Consider the following 17,846-nt stretch of genomic DNA (forward strand, 5'->3'; position numbering starts at 1 on the left):
ACTGTGGGAGTGTCGTTCAACCAACAAAAAACAGATACAAACATGACAATCGAAATGCTCCCATTGGTGATCGCAGCCTTCGAAGCCAACAAGTTCTTTGTTGCCGCTCTCGCCGCTGTTGGCGCGGGTCTCGGCATCGGCCTTCTTGGTTCCAAGGCGGCTGAAGCAACTGGCCGTAACCCCGGTGCTGCTACTCCCATCCTCGTTCTTTCCATTATTTTGGCCGCCCTTATTGAGGGTGTCTTCATTCTTTCTGCCTTCGCAGTCTAAATGATCTTACAAAGTCCGCCGGACTTCAGGTCCGGCGGCAATTTTTCACTCTTAATCCACGATGAATCTCCTATTAGCCGCCGCCGAAGTCGAACCCGGAGTCTGGGAAAACCTGACCAAGACCTTTGGTCTCAAGGTGCCCTCCTTCGTGGCTCAAGTGATCAATTTCTTTCTTGTTATCTTCGTTCTCAAGAAGTTCGCCTTCGGGCCCATCCAAGCCATGTTGGAAGAGCGCAAGCAGCGCATTGCTGATGGCGAAGAGAAGCTTGTCCAGATCGAGCGGCAACTCGCTGAGAGCGAGAAGAAGACTGCTGAAGCCATTGCCAAAGCCAATGCCGATGCCCAGCGCATGATTGACGAGGCCAAGGAAAGCGCGGCCAAGCTCAGCGAGCAGGAAGCCCAGAAAGCCTCCGCCTCCGCCCAAGCTATTTTGGCCAAAGCCGAAGAGGCTGCCAAGGCTGAGCGTGAGAAGATGAAGTCCGAGCTGAAGACTGAATTCGGCAAGCTCGTCACTGCTGCGACTTCACAGGTGGCTGGCAAAGTCCTCAACGACGACGATCAGCGTCGCATCAACGAGGAGTCCCTCAAGACTCTCTCCAACTAATCTCCTTTTCTTCTCTTTTAAGAACCAATCGCGATGAAGATTTCCAAGTCTGCTCAAACCACGGCGCGACGCATTTTTCGCCTGTGCTCTCCCGAGGGCCGTATCGATGAAGATCGCATGCGCCAGGCAATCGCTAAGCTCGTAGAAGATCAGCCCCGTGACTACCGGGCGATTCTGGCAGGACTCGCGCGTTTGGTTCGTCGGGAAGAAGCCCGCAGCCGCGTGGTGGTCGAGAGCGCCCAGTTTCTCGACCCCGCCACCGAGCAGCAGGTTCGCGACTCCTTGACCAAGCAATATGGCCAGGGTCTCAATTTTGAATTCCGAACCAATCCCGACCTCATGGGTGGGATGAAGATCCGAGTCGGCGATGACGTCATCGATGGTTCGGTCGCCGCGCGCATCAAGCGCCTTGAAACCGTATTTCAGTAAACACAATCTCCAATAAATCAATCCGATGAGCAGCATTCTCCAAGAACTCGAATCGCAAATCTCGCAAGTCTCGGCTGGCGTGGAAAAATCCAATGTCGGCATCGTGCGCGAAGCTGGTGACGGGGTGGCCAAAGTGGAAGGTCTCAGCGATGTCATGCTGAACGAAACCATTGAATTCCCTGGTGGCGTGAAAGGTCTCGCTATGAACCTTGAGGAAGGGGAAGTCGGGGTCGTTCTCCTTGGTGACTACACCAAGGTGACGGAGGGAATGGAGTGTAAGACCACCGGCAAACTGTTGTCCGTTCCGGTTGGCGAGGCTTGCCTTGGCCGCGTGGTGGACGCCCTCGGTGCTCCCGTCGATGGCAAAGGGGCGATTGACGCCGCTGCCGAATACCCTCTTGAGAAGATTGCTCCCGGCATCATTAAGCGGAAGTCCGTTTCCGTTCCCGTGCAGACCGGTATCATGTCTATCGATGCCATGATTCCCATCGGTCGCGGTCAGCGTGAGCTCATCATTGGTGACCGTTCCACTGGTAAGACCACAATCGCAGTCGACACCATCATTTCCCAGGCCCAGCAGAACAAAGCCGCCGAGCGTGGCGAGCTGAAGGACTTCAAGCCTCTCTACTGTATCTATGTCGCGGTGGGCCAAAAGCTCTCCAACGTTTCCCGCACGGTCAAGACTCTCGAGGACGCGGGCGCAATGGAATACACCACCGTGGTTTCCGCTTCCGCTTCCGATCCGGCTGCCATGCAGTTCCTCGCTCCTTACGCGGGTTGCGCCATTGCCGAATACTTGATGGACCAAGGTAAAGACGTGCTCATCGTCTTTGATGACCTTTCCAAGCACGCGGTGGCTTACCGTCAGGTTTCCCTGATTCTGCGTCGCCCCTCCGGTCGTGAGGCTTACCCTGGTGACGTTTTCTACCTCCACTCCCGCCTCCTCGAGCGCTCCGCCCGTCTTTCGGAAAATGCTGGTGGCGGTTCCTTGACCGCCCTGCCCATCATTGAGACCCAGGCTGGTGACGTGTCTGCTTACATTCCGACCAACGTGATTTCCATCACCGACGGTCAGATTTTCCTCGAAACTGACCTCTTCTATCAGGGTATCCGTCCCGCGATTTCCGTGGGTCTCTCGGTCTCCCGGGTGGGTTCGGCCGCGCAGACCAAGACCATTAAGTCGGTGGCGGGAACAACCAAGCTCGACTTGGCCCAGTTCCGCGAATTGCAGGCCTTCGCTCAGTTCGGCTCCGACCTTGATGCTGGCACCAAGGCCAAGCTCGACCGTGGTCAGCGCATTGTGGAACTCTTCAAGCAGAACCAATACTCGCCCCTGTCCTTGGAAGAGGAGTGCATCTACCTCTTCGCGATGCAGAACGGCTACTTCGATGATGTCGACGTGGAGCGCGTGAAGGAGTGCCAGGAAGCCATGGGCGAATTCTTCAAGACTCGGAAGGCTGACTTGATGGCGGAAATCCGTAACGACAAGCCCGACCTCAAGAAGAACAAGGAGTTCAAAGAAAAAGTCGACCAGGCGCTCACCGACTTCAAGAGCTCCTGGAAGTAATGAAGTTTGCGAGTTTGTCAGTGTTCAGTTTGTTAGCTTTAAGAAACTGAATCGGACTGAAAAACTGAAAACTAAAACACTAGAAAACTTAAATGGCCAACCTTCGTGATATTCGCCGACGCATCAAGTCGGTTAAGAACACCGCTCAAATCACCCGCGCCATGCAGCTGGTGGCAGCGGCCAAGATGAAGAAAGCTCAGGACCAGGCACTCGCCGGTCGTGACTACGCCGATTTGCTCAATCAAGTTCTGGTGAACTTGAAGGAGAACGTCGACGAGGAAGCGCATCCTCTCTTGGAACAACGCGAAGGGACCAAGGAGCTGGTGTTGGTGATTTCCACTGACAAGGGGCTTTGCGGCCCGCTCAATACCAACTTGTTGAAGAAGGTTCGGGCCAGCGTGAACGAAGGCGCGGAGTTCATCACCGTTGGCCGCAAGCTCAAGGAACAACTTTCCAAGAGTGGCGCGAGCATCGTGGCGGACTTCGAAGTTCCCGACCCGGTGCCCTTTGTGGACGCCCGGCCCATCGCCACTTTCCTGACGCAAAAGTTCCTGAGTGGGGAATACGACAAAATCACGGTCGCCTTCACCAACTTTGTCTCGACCCTGACCCAGGAGCCAACTGTCACTCAGCTTCTGCCCATCGATGCGGATACCGTCGGGGAAAAGCAGGATTACGAAGGTGTGGGCAAGGAAGGTGATGTCAAGGAGACCGATCACGCGGCGGCTTTGGGGAAAGATTACCTCTTCGAGCCCAGCTCGGAGGGAGTGCTCGATGCCCTGCTTCCTCTCTTCGTCAACTTCCAGGTTTACCAAATGATTGTCGAATCCCGCGCTTCCGAGCACTCCGCCCGGATGGTCGCGATGAAAGGGGCTACCGACAATGCCAAGAAGATGACCAAAGAGCTCACCTTGCAGTATAACAAGGCGCGTCAGGCGGCCATTACCGCCGAGCTTCTCGAAATCACGACCGCCATGAAGGCAATGGAATAAGCAGCTCCCTTTTCTTCATCTTTCACCTCTTTTTTAACTTTTAACGGATCAAAAACAACACTCTCCAACCATGAGCAACCAAGGAACCATCGTCCAAGTCATCGGCGCCGTCGTTGATGCTGACTTCTCAAAGGCAAGCAAGTTGCCCGACATCTATAACGCCCTCGAAGTGCAGTATAATGCCGGTTTGGGTGACGTGACTCTCACCCTGGAAGTCCAGCAGCACCTCGGTGATGGCTGGGTGCGTGCGGTGGCGATGTCCGCTTCCGACGGCCTTAAGCGTGGCATGACTTTGACTGACACTGGCAAGCCCATCGCGGTGCCGGTAGGTGATCAAGTGCTCGGACGTATCTTCAACGTCACTGGCGACCTGGTCGACGAGAACAAGCCTCTCCCCAATCCTGACCAGACTTCTCCCATTCACCGTCCCGCTCCCGTGCTGACCGATCAGTCGGCGGCGACCGAGATTCTGCCAACTGGAATTAAGGTGATTGACCTCATCTGTCCTCTCCTCAAAGGGGGTAAGGGCGGCATGTTCGGTGGTGCGGGTGTGGGCAAGACCGTGGTTATCATGGAGCTCATCAACAACATCGCCAAGGCGCACGGTGGTTACTCCGTTTTCGCCGGGGTGGGTGAGCGGACCCGTGAGGGTAACGACCTTTACTGGGAGATGATCGAGTCCGGCGTTATCGCTACTGAGAAGGATGAGAACGGTCATCCCAAGGTCAATGCCGATGGCACTCCCGTGCTGAAGGACGGTTCCAAAGTAGCTCTTTGCTACGGTCAGATGAACGAGCCTCCCGGTGCCCGTCTCCGCGTCGCTCTCTCCGCTCTCACCATGGCCGAGCACTTCCGTGACGAAGCCGGTCAGGACGTTCTGCTCTTCGTCGACAACATTTTCCGTTTCTCGCAGGCTGGTTCCGAGGTGTCCGCCCTTCTCGGCCGGACTCCTTCCGCGGTGGGTTATCAGCCCACTCTTTCCGAGGAAATGGCTGGTCTTCAGGAGCGAATCACTTCCACCAACAAGGGTTCCATCACTTCTATCCAGGCCGTTTACGTTCCTGCGGATGACTTGACTGACCCCGCGCCCGCCAACACCTTCGCTCACCTTGATGCGACCGTGGTTCTCGAGCGTTCCCTCGCGGAGCAAGCTCTCTTCCCGGCGGTGGATCCCCTCGCTTCCACCTCCAAGGCCCTCGCGCCGGAGGTTGTGGGCGAAGAGCACTACCGCGTGGCCCGGGGCGTGCAGCAGACCCTGCAACGCTACAAGGACCTGCAGGACATCATCGCCATTCTCGGTATGGACGAGCTTTCCGACGAGGACAAACTCACCGTATTCCGTGCGCGTAAGATTCAGCGTTTCCTCACCCAGCCCTTCCACGTGGCCGAGATTTTCACCAACGTGCCCGGCGTTCTTTGCTCCATCGAAGATACCGTGAAAGGCTTCGCTGAAATTCTTGATGGCAAGCATGACAGCGTGCCGGAAGGTAATTTCTACATGAAGGCTGGCATCGACTCCGTCGAAAAGGCCTAAGCGAACTCTCTCTTCATCAACTCACTTTATAGCTCAACATGGCCCTGCACCTCGAAATCGTCACCCCCGAGCGGAAAGTCTTTTCCGACACCGTGGACAATGTCTATCTGCCTGGCACGGATGGGGAAATGGGGATTCTGGAATCTCACGCTGCTCTCGTTTCCGCTTTGGACGCTGGTGAATTGCGTTACGCCAAGGGGGGCGAAGTGGTCGAGCTGGCCATTGGCCATGGTTTTGCAGAAGTGACCCAGGAGAAGGTCACCGTGCTGACCGATGTGGCCTTCGCCGAGGACCAGATCGATGAAGACAAGGTGGCCGAAGCTCTTGAACGGGCTCAGAAGACTCTGGAGGAAATCGATCCCAAGGAGGCGGAAGAGCACGCGGCCCAGCAGAAGGTCATTGCTTCGGCGATGGCTCAGCTCGCGCTCAAGAGAAAGCGTCGGAACTCATCCAACTGATTCCGACTTTTCACCTCATTCCTTTTGACAAAGAAAGAGCACCTTGGAGGTGCTCTTTTTTTATGCGGAAGCTTCTTGGCCGGAACAAAAAAGGAGGCCGACGGGCCTCCTTTTGCGGTGGATGGGGTCTGAAGGGACCAGCCCGCGCTTAGAAAAGCTCGAAGTCGGCGAGGACCTTCTTGAGGGTCTCGGTTTTCTTCCCGTTGAGGCCGACGAGGGGCAGGCGGAGCTCGTCCGCGCAATGACCCATCAGGATGGCGGCGCTTTTCACCGGCACGGGGTTGGTGTCGAGGGTCATGAGGGTGTTGAAGAGCGGGTAGTATTTCTTCTGGAGGGAGAGGGCTTGCGCGTAGTCACCTTCGCGGCAGGCGTTGACGAGGCGCACCATCACTTCGGGGATGATGTTGGCGGCCACCGAGACGAGGCCTACGGCCCCACAGGACATGAAGGGTAGAGTCAGGGGATCGTCACCCGAGAGAAGCTCGAAGCCAGCGGGCACGGCCTGCACAAGCTGATTGATACGATCCACGGAGCCTCCTGCTTCCTTGAGGGAAATAATGTTCTCGCAATCGGCTGCCAAGCGGGCGGCGGTTTGCGGGGCGATGGCCACCGACGAGCGACCCGGCACGGAGTAGAGCATGATGGGCAGCTTGGTGGCATCCGCTACCGCCTTGTAATGCTGATAGAGGCCTTCCTGGGAGGGCTTGTTGTAGTAGGGGCAGACTTGGAGAGAGCCGTCGGCACCCATTTCTTCGGCGGCTTGGGTCAGGTGAATCGCCTCGGCGGTGGCATTGGCTCCGGTGCCAGCGACCACCTTCATGCGGCCGGCGGTGTGCTCGATGGCGACTCGGATGATCTCCAGGTGCTCCTCGGTGGTGACGGTGGGGGATTCCCCGGTGGTGCCTACGGGGACAATCCCGGTGATGCCTGCGGTAGCCTGACGATCGATGAGGGCGCGGAAGGCGTCGTAGTCAACGGTGCCATCGCGAAAGGGGGTGATCAGAGCGGTGTAGGTGCCTTCGAACATGCGCCGCTTGTCTCTCATTTTTTCGCCCGGGGCAAGCGTGGTATTTCTAATCCTGCAAGATGCCGAAGTAGGTCAATTCCAGGTCTTCGTCCTTTTCGTTGCGCAGCTCGTGGTGCTCTCCCGGGGCCAGGGTGATGGTCGAACCAGTGGCAAGCTCGTGGCGCTGGCCATCGACCTCGACGGTGAGAGTGCCTCGGGTGACGAGAAAGACTTCCCACATGTCGGGATGGGAATGACCGGGGGCCACTTCTCCGGGGGGAAAGACCGACCGCGCGAACTGGGTGACGCGGGGGACCTCTCCCTGGCCGAGGTAGACCTGCTTGCGGAGGGCTTCATTGTGGGAGACCCCGGCCCACGGAAGGTCAGGCGAGGTAATGATCATGGCTCCAGTCGGTGATCATGACCCAGTCTTCTTCGAGCGGAAGGGCGGTGGTTTGCACGGGTTCTGCAGACTGGGGGAGGGGAATGATGCCGCTGTTGACGAGCCAGAAGAGAAGGGCGGCCACGAGAGCGAGGATGAGGAGGAGGGCGATGGCCCGGCGCTTGGGGAAGGGGCGGCGCTCCCGTTTTTTGTTGGGATCGGGGAGATAGGATTTCTCCGCAGCAGGTTCTTTGGGGGGCTCCTGGCGGGCGGAGGGGGCGGCGACGAGGTCGTCCTCAGCGAGGAGGGCAGGGACTTCCGAGGCTTGCTGGGTTTGTTTCGCAAGAATGGCGAGGGCAAAGGGAGCCAAGGTGCCCAGCGCACTGGCGACCTTGCCTTCACCGGCTCCGGTGGATTGGGCCAGCGGGGCAATGTAGTCGGTGAGTTGGGGGCCCAGCAGCTTTGCTAATCCGCTCTTTCCCGAGCGCTTGAGCTCTTCTCCGTATTGCTCCAGAGTCTCGCCGGGGCCGTCGAGGATATCGGTGTCCGTTTGGGCAAGGAAGTCCTGCAAGATAGCCGCTTTCTCGGGGTTTTCGGCCGCCTCCTTGAAAATGGCAAAGAGGGTGGAAAGAGACTCTGCGATTAGAGGAGCGGAAATCGAGTCGGCCACGCCAATCTTCTCGGGAAAGGCGGGCAAGGTCTCGGCGTTGATTTGCGTGCGGGCAGTGGCGAGAAGGCTCATGGATTTGGGAAGGGTTTTCTTAGGGCCCGGCGGGACGTTCGTCGAACGATTTTCCGGTCTGGAAAGGGAAAAATGGCCACTTTAGCCGTGGGCAGTGAGCGGGAGGGCTCCCCGCCATCAATCATTCCATCCAGCCTCGCCAAGAGCGGGGTCGCCTTCCATACTCCTCTTTCCTTCGTGAAAATCATTCTCAAAGCTCTGGTCCATGGCTATCGCCTCTTGGTGCGCCCGTTTCTCCACTGGGCCAGTGGCGGGCAGGGCAGTTGCCGCTTCGAGCCCTCTTGTTCCGCCTATTTTTTGGAAGCGGTGGAGACCCATGGCAGTAGAAAAGGAGCCTGGATGGGGATAAAACGGATTTTGCGCTGTCATCCATGGGGTGCCTGTGGTTATGACCCCGTCCCGCCGACAGGACACTCCGCCAAAGGAGAGGCACAACCGTCTGACGGCTCAACGGACTGATATTATGGATCGCAAGGGAATCATCGGCCTCTTAATCTGCGGAATTCTATTCGCAGCCCATCTCTATTACAGCAGCATCGAGCGAAAGGACTTTCTGGAGAAGCAGGCCGCGAAGCGGGAACTGGCCGAACAGCGGAAGAAAGAGGCGGAGGCCAATGTGCCGGTCCCGGAAGGGGAAGCGGGTGAGGCCGCCACTGCGGCGCAGGAGGAAGCGGTCACCCCGGATGCTCCCGAAGAAGAATTCCGCCTGGAAACCGAGAAGGTGACCTTCGTCTTCACCAACAAAGGGGGTGGCATCAAATACGCTGAGTTCAAGGACCAGGACGCGGTGGTGGTTTCTTCCGAGCGCAAGAATCTTTCCGAGAAAGACCTCGCCAATCCCGGCAAGGTCCACCTCAACCGCTACGGCGACACGGCGGTGGGCGCGCTGGTGAAGGGCGGGATCGACGGCCATCTCGGGCTCACCTACCTCAAAACCAAGGAAAGCGAGCGGAGCGTGACCTATGGGGCCACCACTCCCGATGGCCTGACCGTGGCCAAGACCTGGACCCTGGTGGAGAGTGACAAAGAGGCCGGGCAGTATCTGGTCGATCTCAAGATTTTGCTCAAAAACAGCAATGAGACCGGCAATGTGGTGCTCAAGAGCTACGGTATCCATGCCGGTTCGGCGGGCCCTCTCTACAAGGGCGAAGAGGTGCGGGGCACCGGCTTTTTCGTCTATGATGGCGGGCTACGCTTCGAGGGCACCACTTGGTTCGGGAAGGGCTTCTTTCGCGGACCCCGCGCACGCTACGAGAAGTTTGTGGAAGACGTCGAGTATGCCGGGGTTTCCAACCAGTTTTTTGCCACTCTGGTGGGCAAGAAGAAGCCGACCGATGCCACCATCTGGGCCAAGGCCCCCGAGTTTGATTTGGAACGCAATGCCGGTGGCGGCAAGAAACGCTTCGTGAGCATGGCCTGGTCCTTGCCGGATGAAGTTCTCAGCCCCGGCGAAGTGGAAATCATTTCCTACGAAATTTTCATGGGGCCCAAGGACAACAAGATTGTTCGCCAGCTGGGCGAGGGCCGCGGCGATGTCATGCATTACGGCATGTTCTCCTTCATCAGCCGTCCGCTCAACTGGCTGCTGAATTTCTACCACGACTCTCTTTTCTCCAAGATTTCCGACAAGTGGGCTTGGGGTTTTGCCATCATTCTCGTCACCTTCACCATCCGGGTCATCATCTGGCCGCTGCACAATGCCTCCACCAAGACCATGAAGCGGATGTCCAAGCTCCAGCCCATGATGGCGGAGCTGAAGGAAAAGTATCCCGATGATCCGCAGAAGGTGCAGACCGAGACCATGAAGCTCTACAAGGAGTATGAGATCAATCCGGTCGGCGGCTGCTTGCCCATGTTTGCCCAGATTCCCATTTTCTTCGGCTTCTACTCCATGCTGCGCTCGGCAGTGGAGCTGCGGGGGGCGCAGTTCATGTGGGTGGATGACTTGTCATTGCCTGATACCGTGGCCGAATTGCCCTTCGGCCTGCCCTTCCTGGGGAATCCGGTGCCCATCAATCTGCTGCCCCTTCTCATGATGGCCACCATGTTCATCCAGATGCAGCTTACCCCCAAGACCGGGGACGCCATGCAGCGGCGCATCTTCATGTTGATGCCCTTCATGTTCTTCTTCTTCTGTTACAACTTCGCTTCCGCTCTCGCGTTGTATTGGACGGCGCAGAACATTTTCTCCATCGGGCAAACCTGGTGGATGCAGCGTCAGCCCGAGGTGGACCTCAAGAAGCGCAAGCCCGGCCGGAAATCCTTCATGGAAAAGATGGCCGAAAAGGCGGAGGAAGCGCAGCGGATGCAGAAGGAAGGCAAACGCCCCGGTGCATCCAATGCCCAGCCGACGCAGAAGCCCAAGAAGCCCCGGGGTCCTAAGACCGGCGGGTGAAGGGAGCCGCCGTAGGGGTTGGTGAGGGCGCGCGGAGGTTTTTGAACCGCGAAGGCGCGGAGACGCGAAGGGGAGAGGGGTGGTTTTGGGGCTGGCCCGAAGGGGGTGCACAGTCCAGCCCGGGTGTAATCCCGGGAACCTCGGGATGCCTGAAATGGCGGCGGTGTTAATCGGCCAGGGAGACTTGAATCTGGAAGAAATTGCGAGGCAAGCCGGATTGGGGGACGGAGATCCGGAGGGCGTGCCGGTTGCCACCGAGAGAGGTCACTCCGCCGACATTGACCGGGCCGCTGAAACCGGTGAGGTCCGTGGAGGAATGAACCTCGAAGGTAAAGGATGAAAGGTAGGCATCGGGGAAGGTGAACTCGATGTCGTAGGCGTTGAAGGCCTCTTTCCAGACCAGCTCGATGTCGCTGGGCAAAAGGTCGGGGATGAGATCCGGCACTTCGTTGCTGCGGGGATCGACGCCGCTGAGGTGGTATTGCAGGTAGTTGATGCCGGTGACCGGGTGCTCGTCGTAGGGGCCGTGGGCCCCAAGTTCGCCAAAGAAGAAGAGTTCCCACTCGTCATCAAGGAGGTTGCCATTGCTGTCGCGATCGGAGGCGGTGGGGACGACCACGAAGTCGATGGAGAGAATTTCCATGGTATCGAAGCCCGCCACGGGATCGACATCGAGATAGCCGGTGACGGTGAACTGGGCACCCAGATTGAGGCCGAGGCCTTGTTCCAGGAGAAAGCGGTCGCCGAAGGAGTCGACGAAGAGAGCGAGATTGCCGCCATTGCTCCGGCGGTAGTGGTAGCGGTGTCCGGGGGTGGTGGAGGGCTCGATCACCACGGTCCAGGTGTCCACGGGCCGTTTGGTGCCGGGCACGTTGCCCAGGAGAGTGTTCATGGCGGAGCGGGCGTTGCTGCGCAGACTGGAGCCGATGGTGTTGTAGGGATTGGGCCGGGTGCTGTTGCCGACCACATTGCCCTCTTCGTCAAAGATGGCCACGCTGGCTCCGGGGTCGGTGATCGCTCCGGTGCGCAAGACCGAGCGCAGGGCATCGAGGGGCAGGGCCATGCTGGGATTGCTGGCCGAAACGGCCGCGTGACGGGCGTAGATTTGGTTGGCGAGGTTCTTGATGGGAGTGGAGCCGCGCACCCCGGAGTCGAGAAGGGTGAGGAGGTCGCGGAAGTCGCAGCCTGCCGTGAGGAGAGCACGGATCATGCCCTCGTCGAGGGGAGTTTTGCCGCTGTCGTAGGGGCGGCTGCCAAAGAGGGTGAAGTCGGCGATATCGGCGGGCACGCCCAGGGTGGCGGCCTCGGGCAGCCCTTGCAGGGCAGTGAAGAGAGCTTGTTCGGCCAGGATGGCGACCGCGTTGTCGAGAGGATCGAGGCGGGTGAGGGCGCTGATAGGCTGGTAGTTGGCAGCGGCGGTCTGCATGCCAGCGACCCAACCGGCGGCGTCGGCGGCCCGATTGTCCCCGGAGGCGACGAAGGCATTGCCCTCGGCGAGCGATGGAAAGACCGGGCGATTGAGCACGCGGTAGGTCTCGCGCCCATTGCGGGGCCGGTTGCTGCCAGTGCCGAGGTCGAAGTAGATTGGGGTGGAGAGGATGAGCCATTCGCGTTCCGCGAGAGGGCTGGTGACGGGTAGTTTGGCGCCATTTTGCCCGCTCAAGGGGGCTTCCGTGATCGCGCGCACGTTGGCGTTGGCGAGGGCCAGGCCGCGCATGTCGTGGGCTTTGAGCAAGACTCCGGGGTAGTCATCCTCGGTGGTCGCGGTGCCGTTGTCATTGAAGGGCGAGGCTGCTCCGGTGGTTTGGTTGAAGGCTTGGGCGTAGAGGTAGAAGCCCTCGCCCAGATGGGGTGGGGTGCGGGAGCCCGCCGCTACGTTGCTATCGGGATCGTTGGGGTCGGTGCCGGCGAGGATTTCCTCGAGATCGGATTGGAAGTCCAGATCGCTATCCGCGCCGCCCGCCGGATCGAGCCCGAATTCTTGCTCCACATAGTCCGGCACGCCATCGCCATCGCTATCCAAGTCGTCTGGAGCGGTGGTGAAGGTGTAGCGGCGGGTGGTGATGGGGCCTTCGCGACCGGAGGCTTTTTCTTTGGCAAAGAAGGCCCAATCCGAGGGGTAGCCGATGGTGAGGGCGTCCCCGAAGAGCTGCCAGCTGGCGGCGGGCACGTCCTCGCGGTAGTAGATTTCCAGAGTGGTTTCGTCGTAAAGCACATCCACCGTGACGGCCTCGCCATAGCTGCCCGACTCGGGGCTGACCCGGAAGGAGGGGGCGAGGAGGGCGGTGTTGTCGGCCAAGGCGGAGACCGAGGCATTGGGCAGGAATTGGTTGGCCAGCACGTAGTTGGCCCCGGCGGGGGTGGCGGGGGTGATGTTGGTGGGATTGGTCAAGCCGGCCGAGGGCGAGAGGTAGGTCTCCACCGAGAGGGTGGTGCCGGGAGCGCCCGCGCCATTGGTCCAATCCGGCCGGGGCTGGAGGGCGACGATTTGGGCGTCACTATTGACCAAGGGGCGCTTGTCGAACCAGAACAAGGTGGCGAATTCGCCGGAGGGGGGCAACCAATCGGCGAGCGCTCCGCTCTGGACGGTGGCGAATTGGGTGCCGCTGTGGTTGAGGTAGGTCCACTCGATGCTTCGTCGCGAATGGGCATCGCCGAGGAGCTGGATGAGACCGCGGCCCGGCACGGGGAGGACCCCGGCGTAGGGTCTGCTGGCATTGGTGGTGAAGGTCTGGCGAATGGTGAAGGAGCTGCCATTGACCACTCCCGCGTAGGCGGCCTGGCGCCCGTCGTGGGAGGTGATGATCACGCCATCGGGGGCATTGGGAATGCCGGCGGGAAGGGCGGCAATGCTGCCCACCGCGAAGGGGAGGGCGGGGGAGGTGGCCTTGCCATCCAGGAAAGGCCCGAACTTATGGGTAAAAATTTCCACCGTGGGGGACCCGGGCAGATAGGCCAGGGTGCAGGTGCGGCCGTCAGTGCCACGCACTTCGGTCGTCAGCTTGCTGTCGGGGCGCACGTTGCCGAGAGAATTGGAGGTCAGGTTCGTGGTGCTGAGAGGGATGAATTCGATCAGCTGGGGCGGAATGCTCGCGTAGGTCGCCACGGCCCAGCGGGCGTTGGTGTCGGGATGGCGGAGGCCTTGCAACTGGGAGAGGCCGAGGAGATTGCCAAAATGGGCGCCGAAGGTGGGAGTGGCATGGGGGGTATTTATCATTTCCACGCTATGACCGTTGTCGGCGTAGGTGGCGTGGACGAGCAGGCTGCTGGTGGTGGCCGGGGGATGGAGGGGGACGGCGCTTTTCGGGCCCCGGTCCGAGCTTTGGATCGAAAGGGGAGACGAGCCCGTGACCGGGAGCAGGCGGAGGCCATTGCTGGTCTTTGAGCTGAGCACCAGGTATTCGGTTGTGCCGGCCCGGTAGCCGGAGGCGAGCCCCGAGAGGTTGGCCAAATCGGTGCGCACTGGTGCGGAAACCGTGACCGAACCGTTGGCGGCCACCGTGAAGTGCCGCACCTGCCCGCTTTCGCTCTCCACTAGGCTGAACCCATTTCGGGTCTCGTGGGGCACGAACCATTCGTGGGGCAGTTCCGTTGCCGGAGCCGCCGGGAGCCGGGAGCTCAGCGAGAGGAGGGCGGTGAGGGCCATCGGAAGGAAGTTGGCTTTCATGGGGCAGACTGGGTTGGAATTTTGTGGGCGGGAGAGGAGGAAGCTCAGTTGTGGGTGATGATATTGGTGGGGATGATGCGCTCGATTTCTCCCCGCTCGGAGAAGGGCACGAGGAGGTATTGGTAGGAGGCCCCCCGCGCGGCCGGGTGGCTGTCGCGCAGCCAGATGGTGTGGTCCAGCCACTTGGCATCGGGGTAGGCGCTGGCGGACCGGCTGAGGTAGGCGGGGTTGTTGTCGCCGAAGACGGGGGCGGCGGTGGTGAAATTGGCGGGATTGCGGGTAAAGACCCCTGTGATCGGCACCGGCATGGCGGGCTCCTGGCTGCGGTAGTCGGCAAAGAAGAGGAAGGGGTCTTCCACCTGATAGGAGATCGGGATGTCGCTCTGGTGACTGGTGGGGAAGTTGGACTTGAAGGACAGCCGGTCGATGAGGGGGGTGATTTGCACTAGGTTGGGCTGGGCTTCGGGGTAACGCTCGGAGGGGACCTGGTAGCGGTAGACCACGAAGGGCATGAGGGACTCCAGATTCTCTGCGGTGGGCGGGCCGGAGCTCTGCCTGCGGTAGTGGAAGAGATGGGATTCGGGGCGTTGGTCGCCGGGGAGGAGGGCCATGTCGGGAAGCTTGCTGGAGGGCGAGGCCGCAACGGTGCCGATGAGGATGCCGGCCGAGGCCTTCAGGGTGTTCATGAATTCGGGTGGGATGGGGTGGGCGTAGAAGGGACCTTCGCCAGCGGCAAAGTTGGTCACCGGGAGGGCCCACTCGGCGACTCCGGGGAGGGGCTTGGCGGGCCAGGGAATGACATCCTGCAGGCCGGGGGAGGGCTCGCTCCATTGCCCGCTCACTTGATTGGAAAAGTCCCCGGTGGCGAATTCAAAGGCTCCGGTCACGGGGTCGGGGATTTGCGGACCGATGGGCCGGACGACGAAGGTCAGCTTCTCCTCGGCGGGAAGGGTCAGGGTGAGGGAGAATTCGCCCCCGTCTCCGAAGCCGGAGGAGAGGCTGTCGGTGCGGTAGACCGCGTAGGAGAGGCTTTCGCCATCCTCGCTTTCCAGCACCGGGCTGGTGCTGGTGGCGATGCGGCCGGTGAGGCCCGGGGCGGTGAGGCTGGGCTCGCTGCCCCCCTCGGAGGCCACCCAGACCTCGAAGCGGTCCACACCCACCGGATCGCAGAACCAGGAGAGCTCGGCGCGGGCCCGGTCGTCGACGGCGGGGAGATTACGCGGCTCCATCAGCATGGGCACCCCGAGGTCTTCATTGACCACGGTCACGCAGCCGAGGCGGGTGAGGGGCGAGGCATTGCCGTGCTCGTCGAAGGTCTGCGCGTAGTAGCAAGCGGTCACGCCATTGACGAGGAGGGTGGCGTTTTCCTTCCACTCGTAGAAGGAGGGCAGGGCCTTTTGGGAGGACTCCTGGGCCACGAGGGTGAGCTTGCCCCGGTTGCCCGCGCGGCGGTAGATGCGGACTTCGCGAATGTCCTCGCTGCCGAGGTAGAGCTGACCGCAGACGGGCTCGATGGAGCCATCGGGATTCACCGGCAGGAAGGGCGGAGGCGTGGTGCCCGGAACCACTTCGATCCACGAGGGGCAGTCATCATCTTCGGAGTCCGGGGGCAGATAGCGGTTGATGTCTTTGCGCACATTGCCGCGGTCGTCGCGCAAGACGCGTTGGGAGATGAGCACGGGACAGCATTTGTGGGCTTCCGCGCGGAAGGAATGGACCTTGATGCGGTCGGCCGGGGTGGACTCGGGATCGGTGGTGACCGTCAACCAGCGGCTGGTCGAGCCATCGCCCAGTCGGCTGCGCACGGAGAGGCGGTAGCCTTTTTTCTCAGGAAAAGGCACGAAGACCGCGCCGTAGAGCTCCGCGCCCTGGTAGTGATAGGTGCGGGTGAAGTAGATCTGGCTGCTGGCGGAACTTTGTTGGGTGGGATCAAAGGTCTCGGTGTTGTGGTAAGCGAGGTCGAAGGACTTGACTTTCTCGGCTACCCGCGGGGTCTGGGTGCTCTGGTCGATGCGGGCCACGAGGACCATGAAGCCATGGGCCGTGGCGCTGAGGCCGAGGCTGTCGGGGGTGGCTCCGTAGGGATCAAGCCAGCGGTTGATGCGGGGAACACAGAAGCAGCTGATGAGGGCCCCCTCGGGTTGGGGCGGCCCCACCCGATCGCGCAGCACGCCATACATGGCCCCACAGTGGCCGGAAAGGTTGGCCGGGGTGCAGGCCGAGCCATCGACCGCGCGCACGGTATACCAGTAGGTTTTGCCCATGTCGGCATCGTCTTCGTTCTCGGCCAACGGGGTGCCGGTATCGACTCCGGCGAGACCGTCTTCATCCAGATCGGCGGGATTGAGGTCGTCGAAGGTGACGTAGGGTTCGCCTTCGATATGGTTGACCTCGCCGATGAAGTTTTGCTCCGGATTCGCCCCGTGGGTTTGCCAATCAATGGCGGAATGCCAGCGGTAGACGCGGTATTTCATGGCGCGGTTTTCCACCGGGGTCTCCGGCACCTGGCGGATGGTCACCCGCAGGTGTTGGCGACCTTTTTCCTCGCCCGGATTGGAGCCCGCGAGGTCGAAGACGTTGTCCACCGAGACAATGGCGGGCATGGAGGGCGGCAAACGGTCGCAGATGGTGATGGCCGCCGCCGTGGAGAGGGGGCCGGGATGACCCGCGATGTCGCGCGCGGCCACGTAGTAGTAGAAGGAGTCGCCGTCTTCGAAGGGATCGTCGAATTCGGGGTTCTTGTCATCGCCAAAGAAAAAGATATCGGGTGAGAAGCTCACATTGGCGGCTTCGCCATCCGTCATCAGGGTGTGGGCGGCAATGGGCAGCATGTTGACCTTCACCCCGCCGAGATTGAGGACATCTTCCGCAAAGGAGAGGCTGGAGGGGTTGCCGGTGACGGCATCGACCGCTTCTTGCTCCACGCGGTAGAGATTGAAGCCGTAGGTGTGGGGCAGCAGGGTGCGCAGGCCATTGGGGGTGCCCCAGCGGAGGCGCACCGCGAGGTGGTCCTTGGGCGAGGCCGCCAGCTGGAGATTGGGATCGACGGGGTGGGGCAGGACGTGGGCCGGGTGGGGAGGCAGCAGCATTTGCGGATTGGCGGCATCGAGGGTCACGCGCCCGACCACGCGCAGGTCGTTGTCGCCATTGTCGATCTCGCGCACCTCGTAGGTGGTGATGGAGTTGGGTGCGGTCTCGATGGCCCAGCCGAGGCCGATGGCCATTTGCACGCCGGGATGGGCCCGGCCGAGGGAGACGAGGGACTGGAGCACCTCGGCATCGGTCTCCGCCACGGTCATGATTTGCGCCAGCTTCTGGGCCACTTCCAGATTGATGCTGGTGGGGAATTCATACCCTTCCGGCAGGGTGGTGCCATTGGCTTCGGCATTGAGCGCCACGATCATTTCGGGCAGGCGGGCTCCATCGGCGTCGAACTTCCCGCCCAAGGTGAGGAGGGCCTGGATGGCCGAGGGGGAGGTTTGCAAGGTCTGCACCCCCAGCTTTTGGTAGGGATTGGCAGAGGTGGCGGCGCCGTCCTTGCCGTAGATGGCGAAGCGTTTGCCAAAGGTGGTGGCGGCATCGCCCGGTTGCCAGAGGAGGTAGTTGTGCAAGGTGGTGCCGTTGTTGGTCTCGAAGGTCTTGCCCACGGTGAAGACCAGTGGATCGGGATTCTGGGCCGGGCACAGGACGGTGCTCCAGAGGAGGACCAGCAGCAGTTGGAAGAAGGAGGAGCGCATTGCTTTCATAACCGGAAAAGGGAAAGGGATTTTCTCAAAGAGGGGGCCCGCGGGCCCGGATTT

The 17,846-nt window shown here is 60.6% G+C and carries 14 protein-coding genes; 9 read left to right on the forward strand and 5 right to left on the reverse strand.

What is annotated here, in order from left to right:
- Window positions 1-9: 9 nt before the first annotated feature.
- The 7 genes from JIN78_RS10615 to atpC all read left to right on the forward strand — a co-directional run bounded on the left by JIN78_RS10615 (window position 10) and on the right by atpC (window position 5,854).
- Window positions 10-270, forward strand: a complete 261-nt coding sequence (locus JIN78_RS10615; protein WP_307832995.1) for a hypothetical protein — start codon at window positions 10-12, stop codon at window positions 268-270.
- A 61-nt stretch (window positions 271-331) separates the two neighbouring features.
- On the forward strand, window positions 332-874 hold the full coding sequence (gene atpF / locus JIN78_RS10620) for a F0F1 ATP synthase subunit B (protein WP_200391943.1): 543 nt from the start codon (window positions 332-334) through the stop codon (window positions 872-874).
- Window positions 875-907: 33 nt separating this feature from the next.
- Window positions 908-1,303 (forward strand): F0F1 ATP synthase subunit delta, encoded by a 396-nt coding sequence (locus JIN78_RS10625; RefSeq protein WP_200391944.1) that lies wholly within the window; start codon window positions 908-910, stop codon window positions 1,301-1,303.
- Window positions 1,304-1,328: 25 nt separating this feature from the next.
- Window positions 1,329-2,870, forward strand: a complete 1,542-nt coding sequence (gene atpA, locus JIN78_RS10630; protein ID WP_200391945.1) for a F0F1 ATP synthase subunit alpha — start codon at window positions 1,329-1,331, stop codon at window positions 2,868-2,870.
- A gap of 92 nt (window positions 2,871-2,962) precedes the next feature.
- Window positions 2,963-3,862: an ATP synthase F1 subunit gamma gene (gene atpG, locus JIN78_RS10635; protein ID WP_200391946.1), complete on the forward strand. Its 900-nt coding sequence runs from the start codon at window positions 2,963-2,965 to the stop codon at window positions 3,860-3,862.
- Between the two features lie 70 nt (window positions 3,863-3,932).
- The gene (atpD, locus tag JIN78_RS10640) at window positions 3,933-5,396 is read left to right on the forward strand and encodes a F0F1 ATP synthase subunit beta (protein WP_200391947.1); all 1,464 of its coding nucleotides are present in this window, start codon (window positions 3,933-3,935) and stop codon (window positions 5,394-5,396) included.
- A gap of 38 nt (window positions 5,397-5,434) precedes the next feature.
- The gene (gene atpC, locus JIN78_RS10645) at window positions 5,435-5,854 is read left to right on the forward strand and encodes an ATP synthase F1 subunit epsilon (RefSeq protein ID WP_200391948.1); all 420 of its coding nucleotides are present in this window, start codon (window positions 5,435-5,437) and stop codon (window positions 5,852-5,854) included.
- Window positions 5,855-6,002: 148 nt separating this feature from the next.
- Here atpC and dapA read toward each other — a convergent pair whose 3' ends face one another.
- Genes dapA through JIN78_RS10660 form a run of 3 tightly spaced genes read right to left on the reverse strand, consistent with a single transcriptional unit; the run spans window position 6,003 to window position 7,984 of the window.
- Entirely contained in the window at window positions 6,003-6,899 is an 897-nt protein-coding gene (gene dapA, locus JIN78_RS10650; protein WP_234037928.1) for a 4-hydroxy-tetrahydrodipicolinate synthase, read from the reverse strand.
- Window positions 6,900-6,927: 28 nt separating this feature from the next.
- Window positions 6,928-7,263 carry a cupin domain-containing protein gene (locus JIN78_RS10655; protein ID WP_200391949.1) on the reverse strand — a complete coding sequence of 112 codons (336 nt, stop codon included), beginning with the start codon at window positions 7,261-7,263 and terminating at the stop codon, window positions 6,928-6,930.
- On the reverse strand, window positions 7,244-7,984 hold the full coding sequence (locus tag JIN78_RS10660) for a DUF937 domain-containing protein (protein ID WP_200391950.1): 741 nt from the start codon (window positions 7,982-7,984) through the stop codon (window positions 7,244-7,246). The genes JIN78_RS10655 and JIN78_RS10660 overlap by 20 nt, the downstream gene beginning before the upstream one ends.
- Window positions 7,985-8,056: 72 nt before the next feature.
- Here JIN78_RS10660 and yidD point away from each other — a divergent pair, with 72 nt between their 5' ends.
- Window positions 8,057-8,443 (forward strand): membrane protein insertion efficiency factor YidD, encoded by a 387-nt coding sequence (gene yidD, locus JIN78_RS10665; RefSeq protein WP_200391951.1) that lies wholly within the window; start codon window positions 8,057-8,059, stop codon window positions 8,441-8,443.
- Between the two features lie 4 nt (window positions 8,444-8,447).
- Window positions 8,448-10,379 carry a membrane protein insertase YidC gene (yidC, locus tag JIN78_RS10670; protein ID WP_200391952.1) on the forward strand — a complete coding sequence of 644 codons (1,932 nt, stop codon included), beginning with the start codon at window positions 8,448-8,450 and terminating at the stop codon, window positions 10,377-10,379.
- 166 nt (window positions 10,380-10,545) lie between these two features.
- Here yidC and JIN78_RS10675 read toward each other — a convergent pair whose 3' ends face one another.
- On the reverse strand, window positions 10,546-14,046 hold the full coding sequence (locus JIN78_RS10675; protein ID WP_200391953.1) for a hypothetical protein: 3,501 nt from the start codon (window positions 14,044-14,046) through the stop codon (window positions 10,546-10,548).
- Between the two features lie 44 nt (window positions 14,047-14,090).
- A complete protein-coding gene (locus JIN78_RS10680; RefSeq protein WP_200391954.1) occupies window positions 14,091-17,792 on the reverse strand; it encodes a hypothetical protein in 3,702 nt (1,233 codons plus the stop codon).
- Window positions 17,793-17,846 lie beyond the last annotated feature (54 nt).

It is taken from the genome of Roseibacillus ishigakijimensis (assembly GCF_016595415.1).
In the GTDB taxonomy this organism is placed as follows: domain Bacteria; phylum Verrucomicrobiota; class Verrucomicrobiia; order Verrucomicrobiales; family Akkermansiaceae; genus Roseibacillus; species Roseibacillus ishigakijimensis.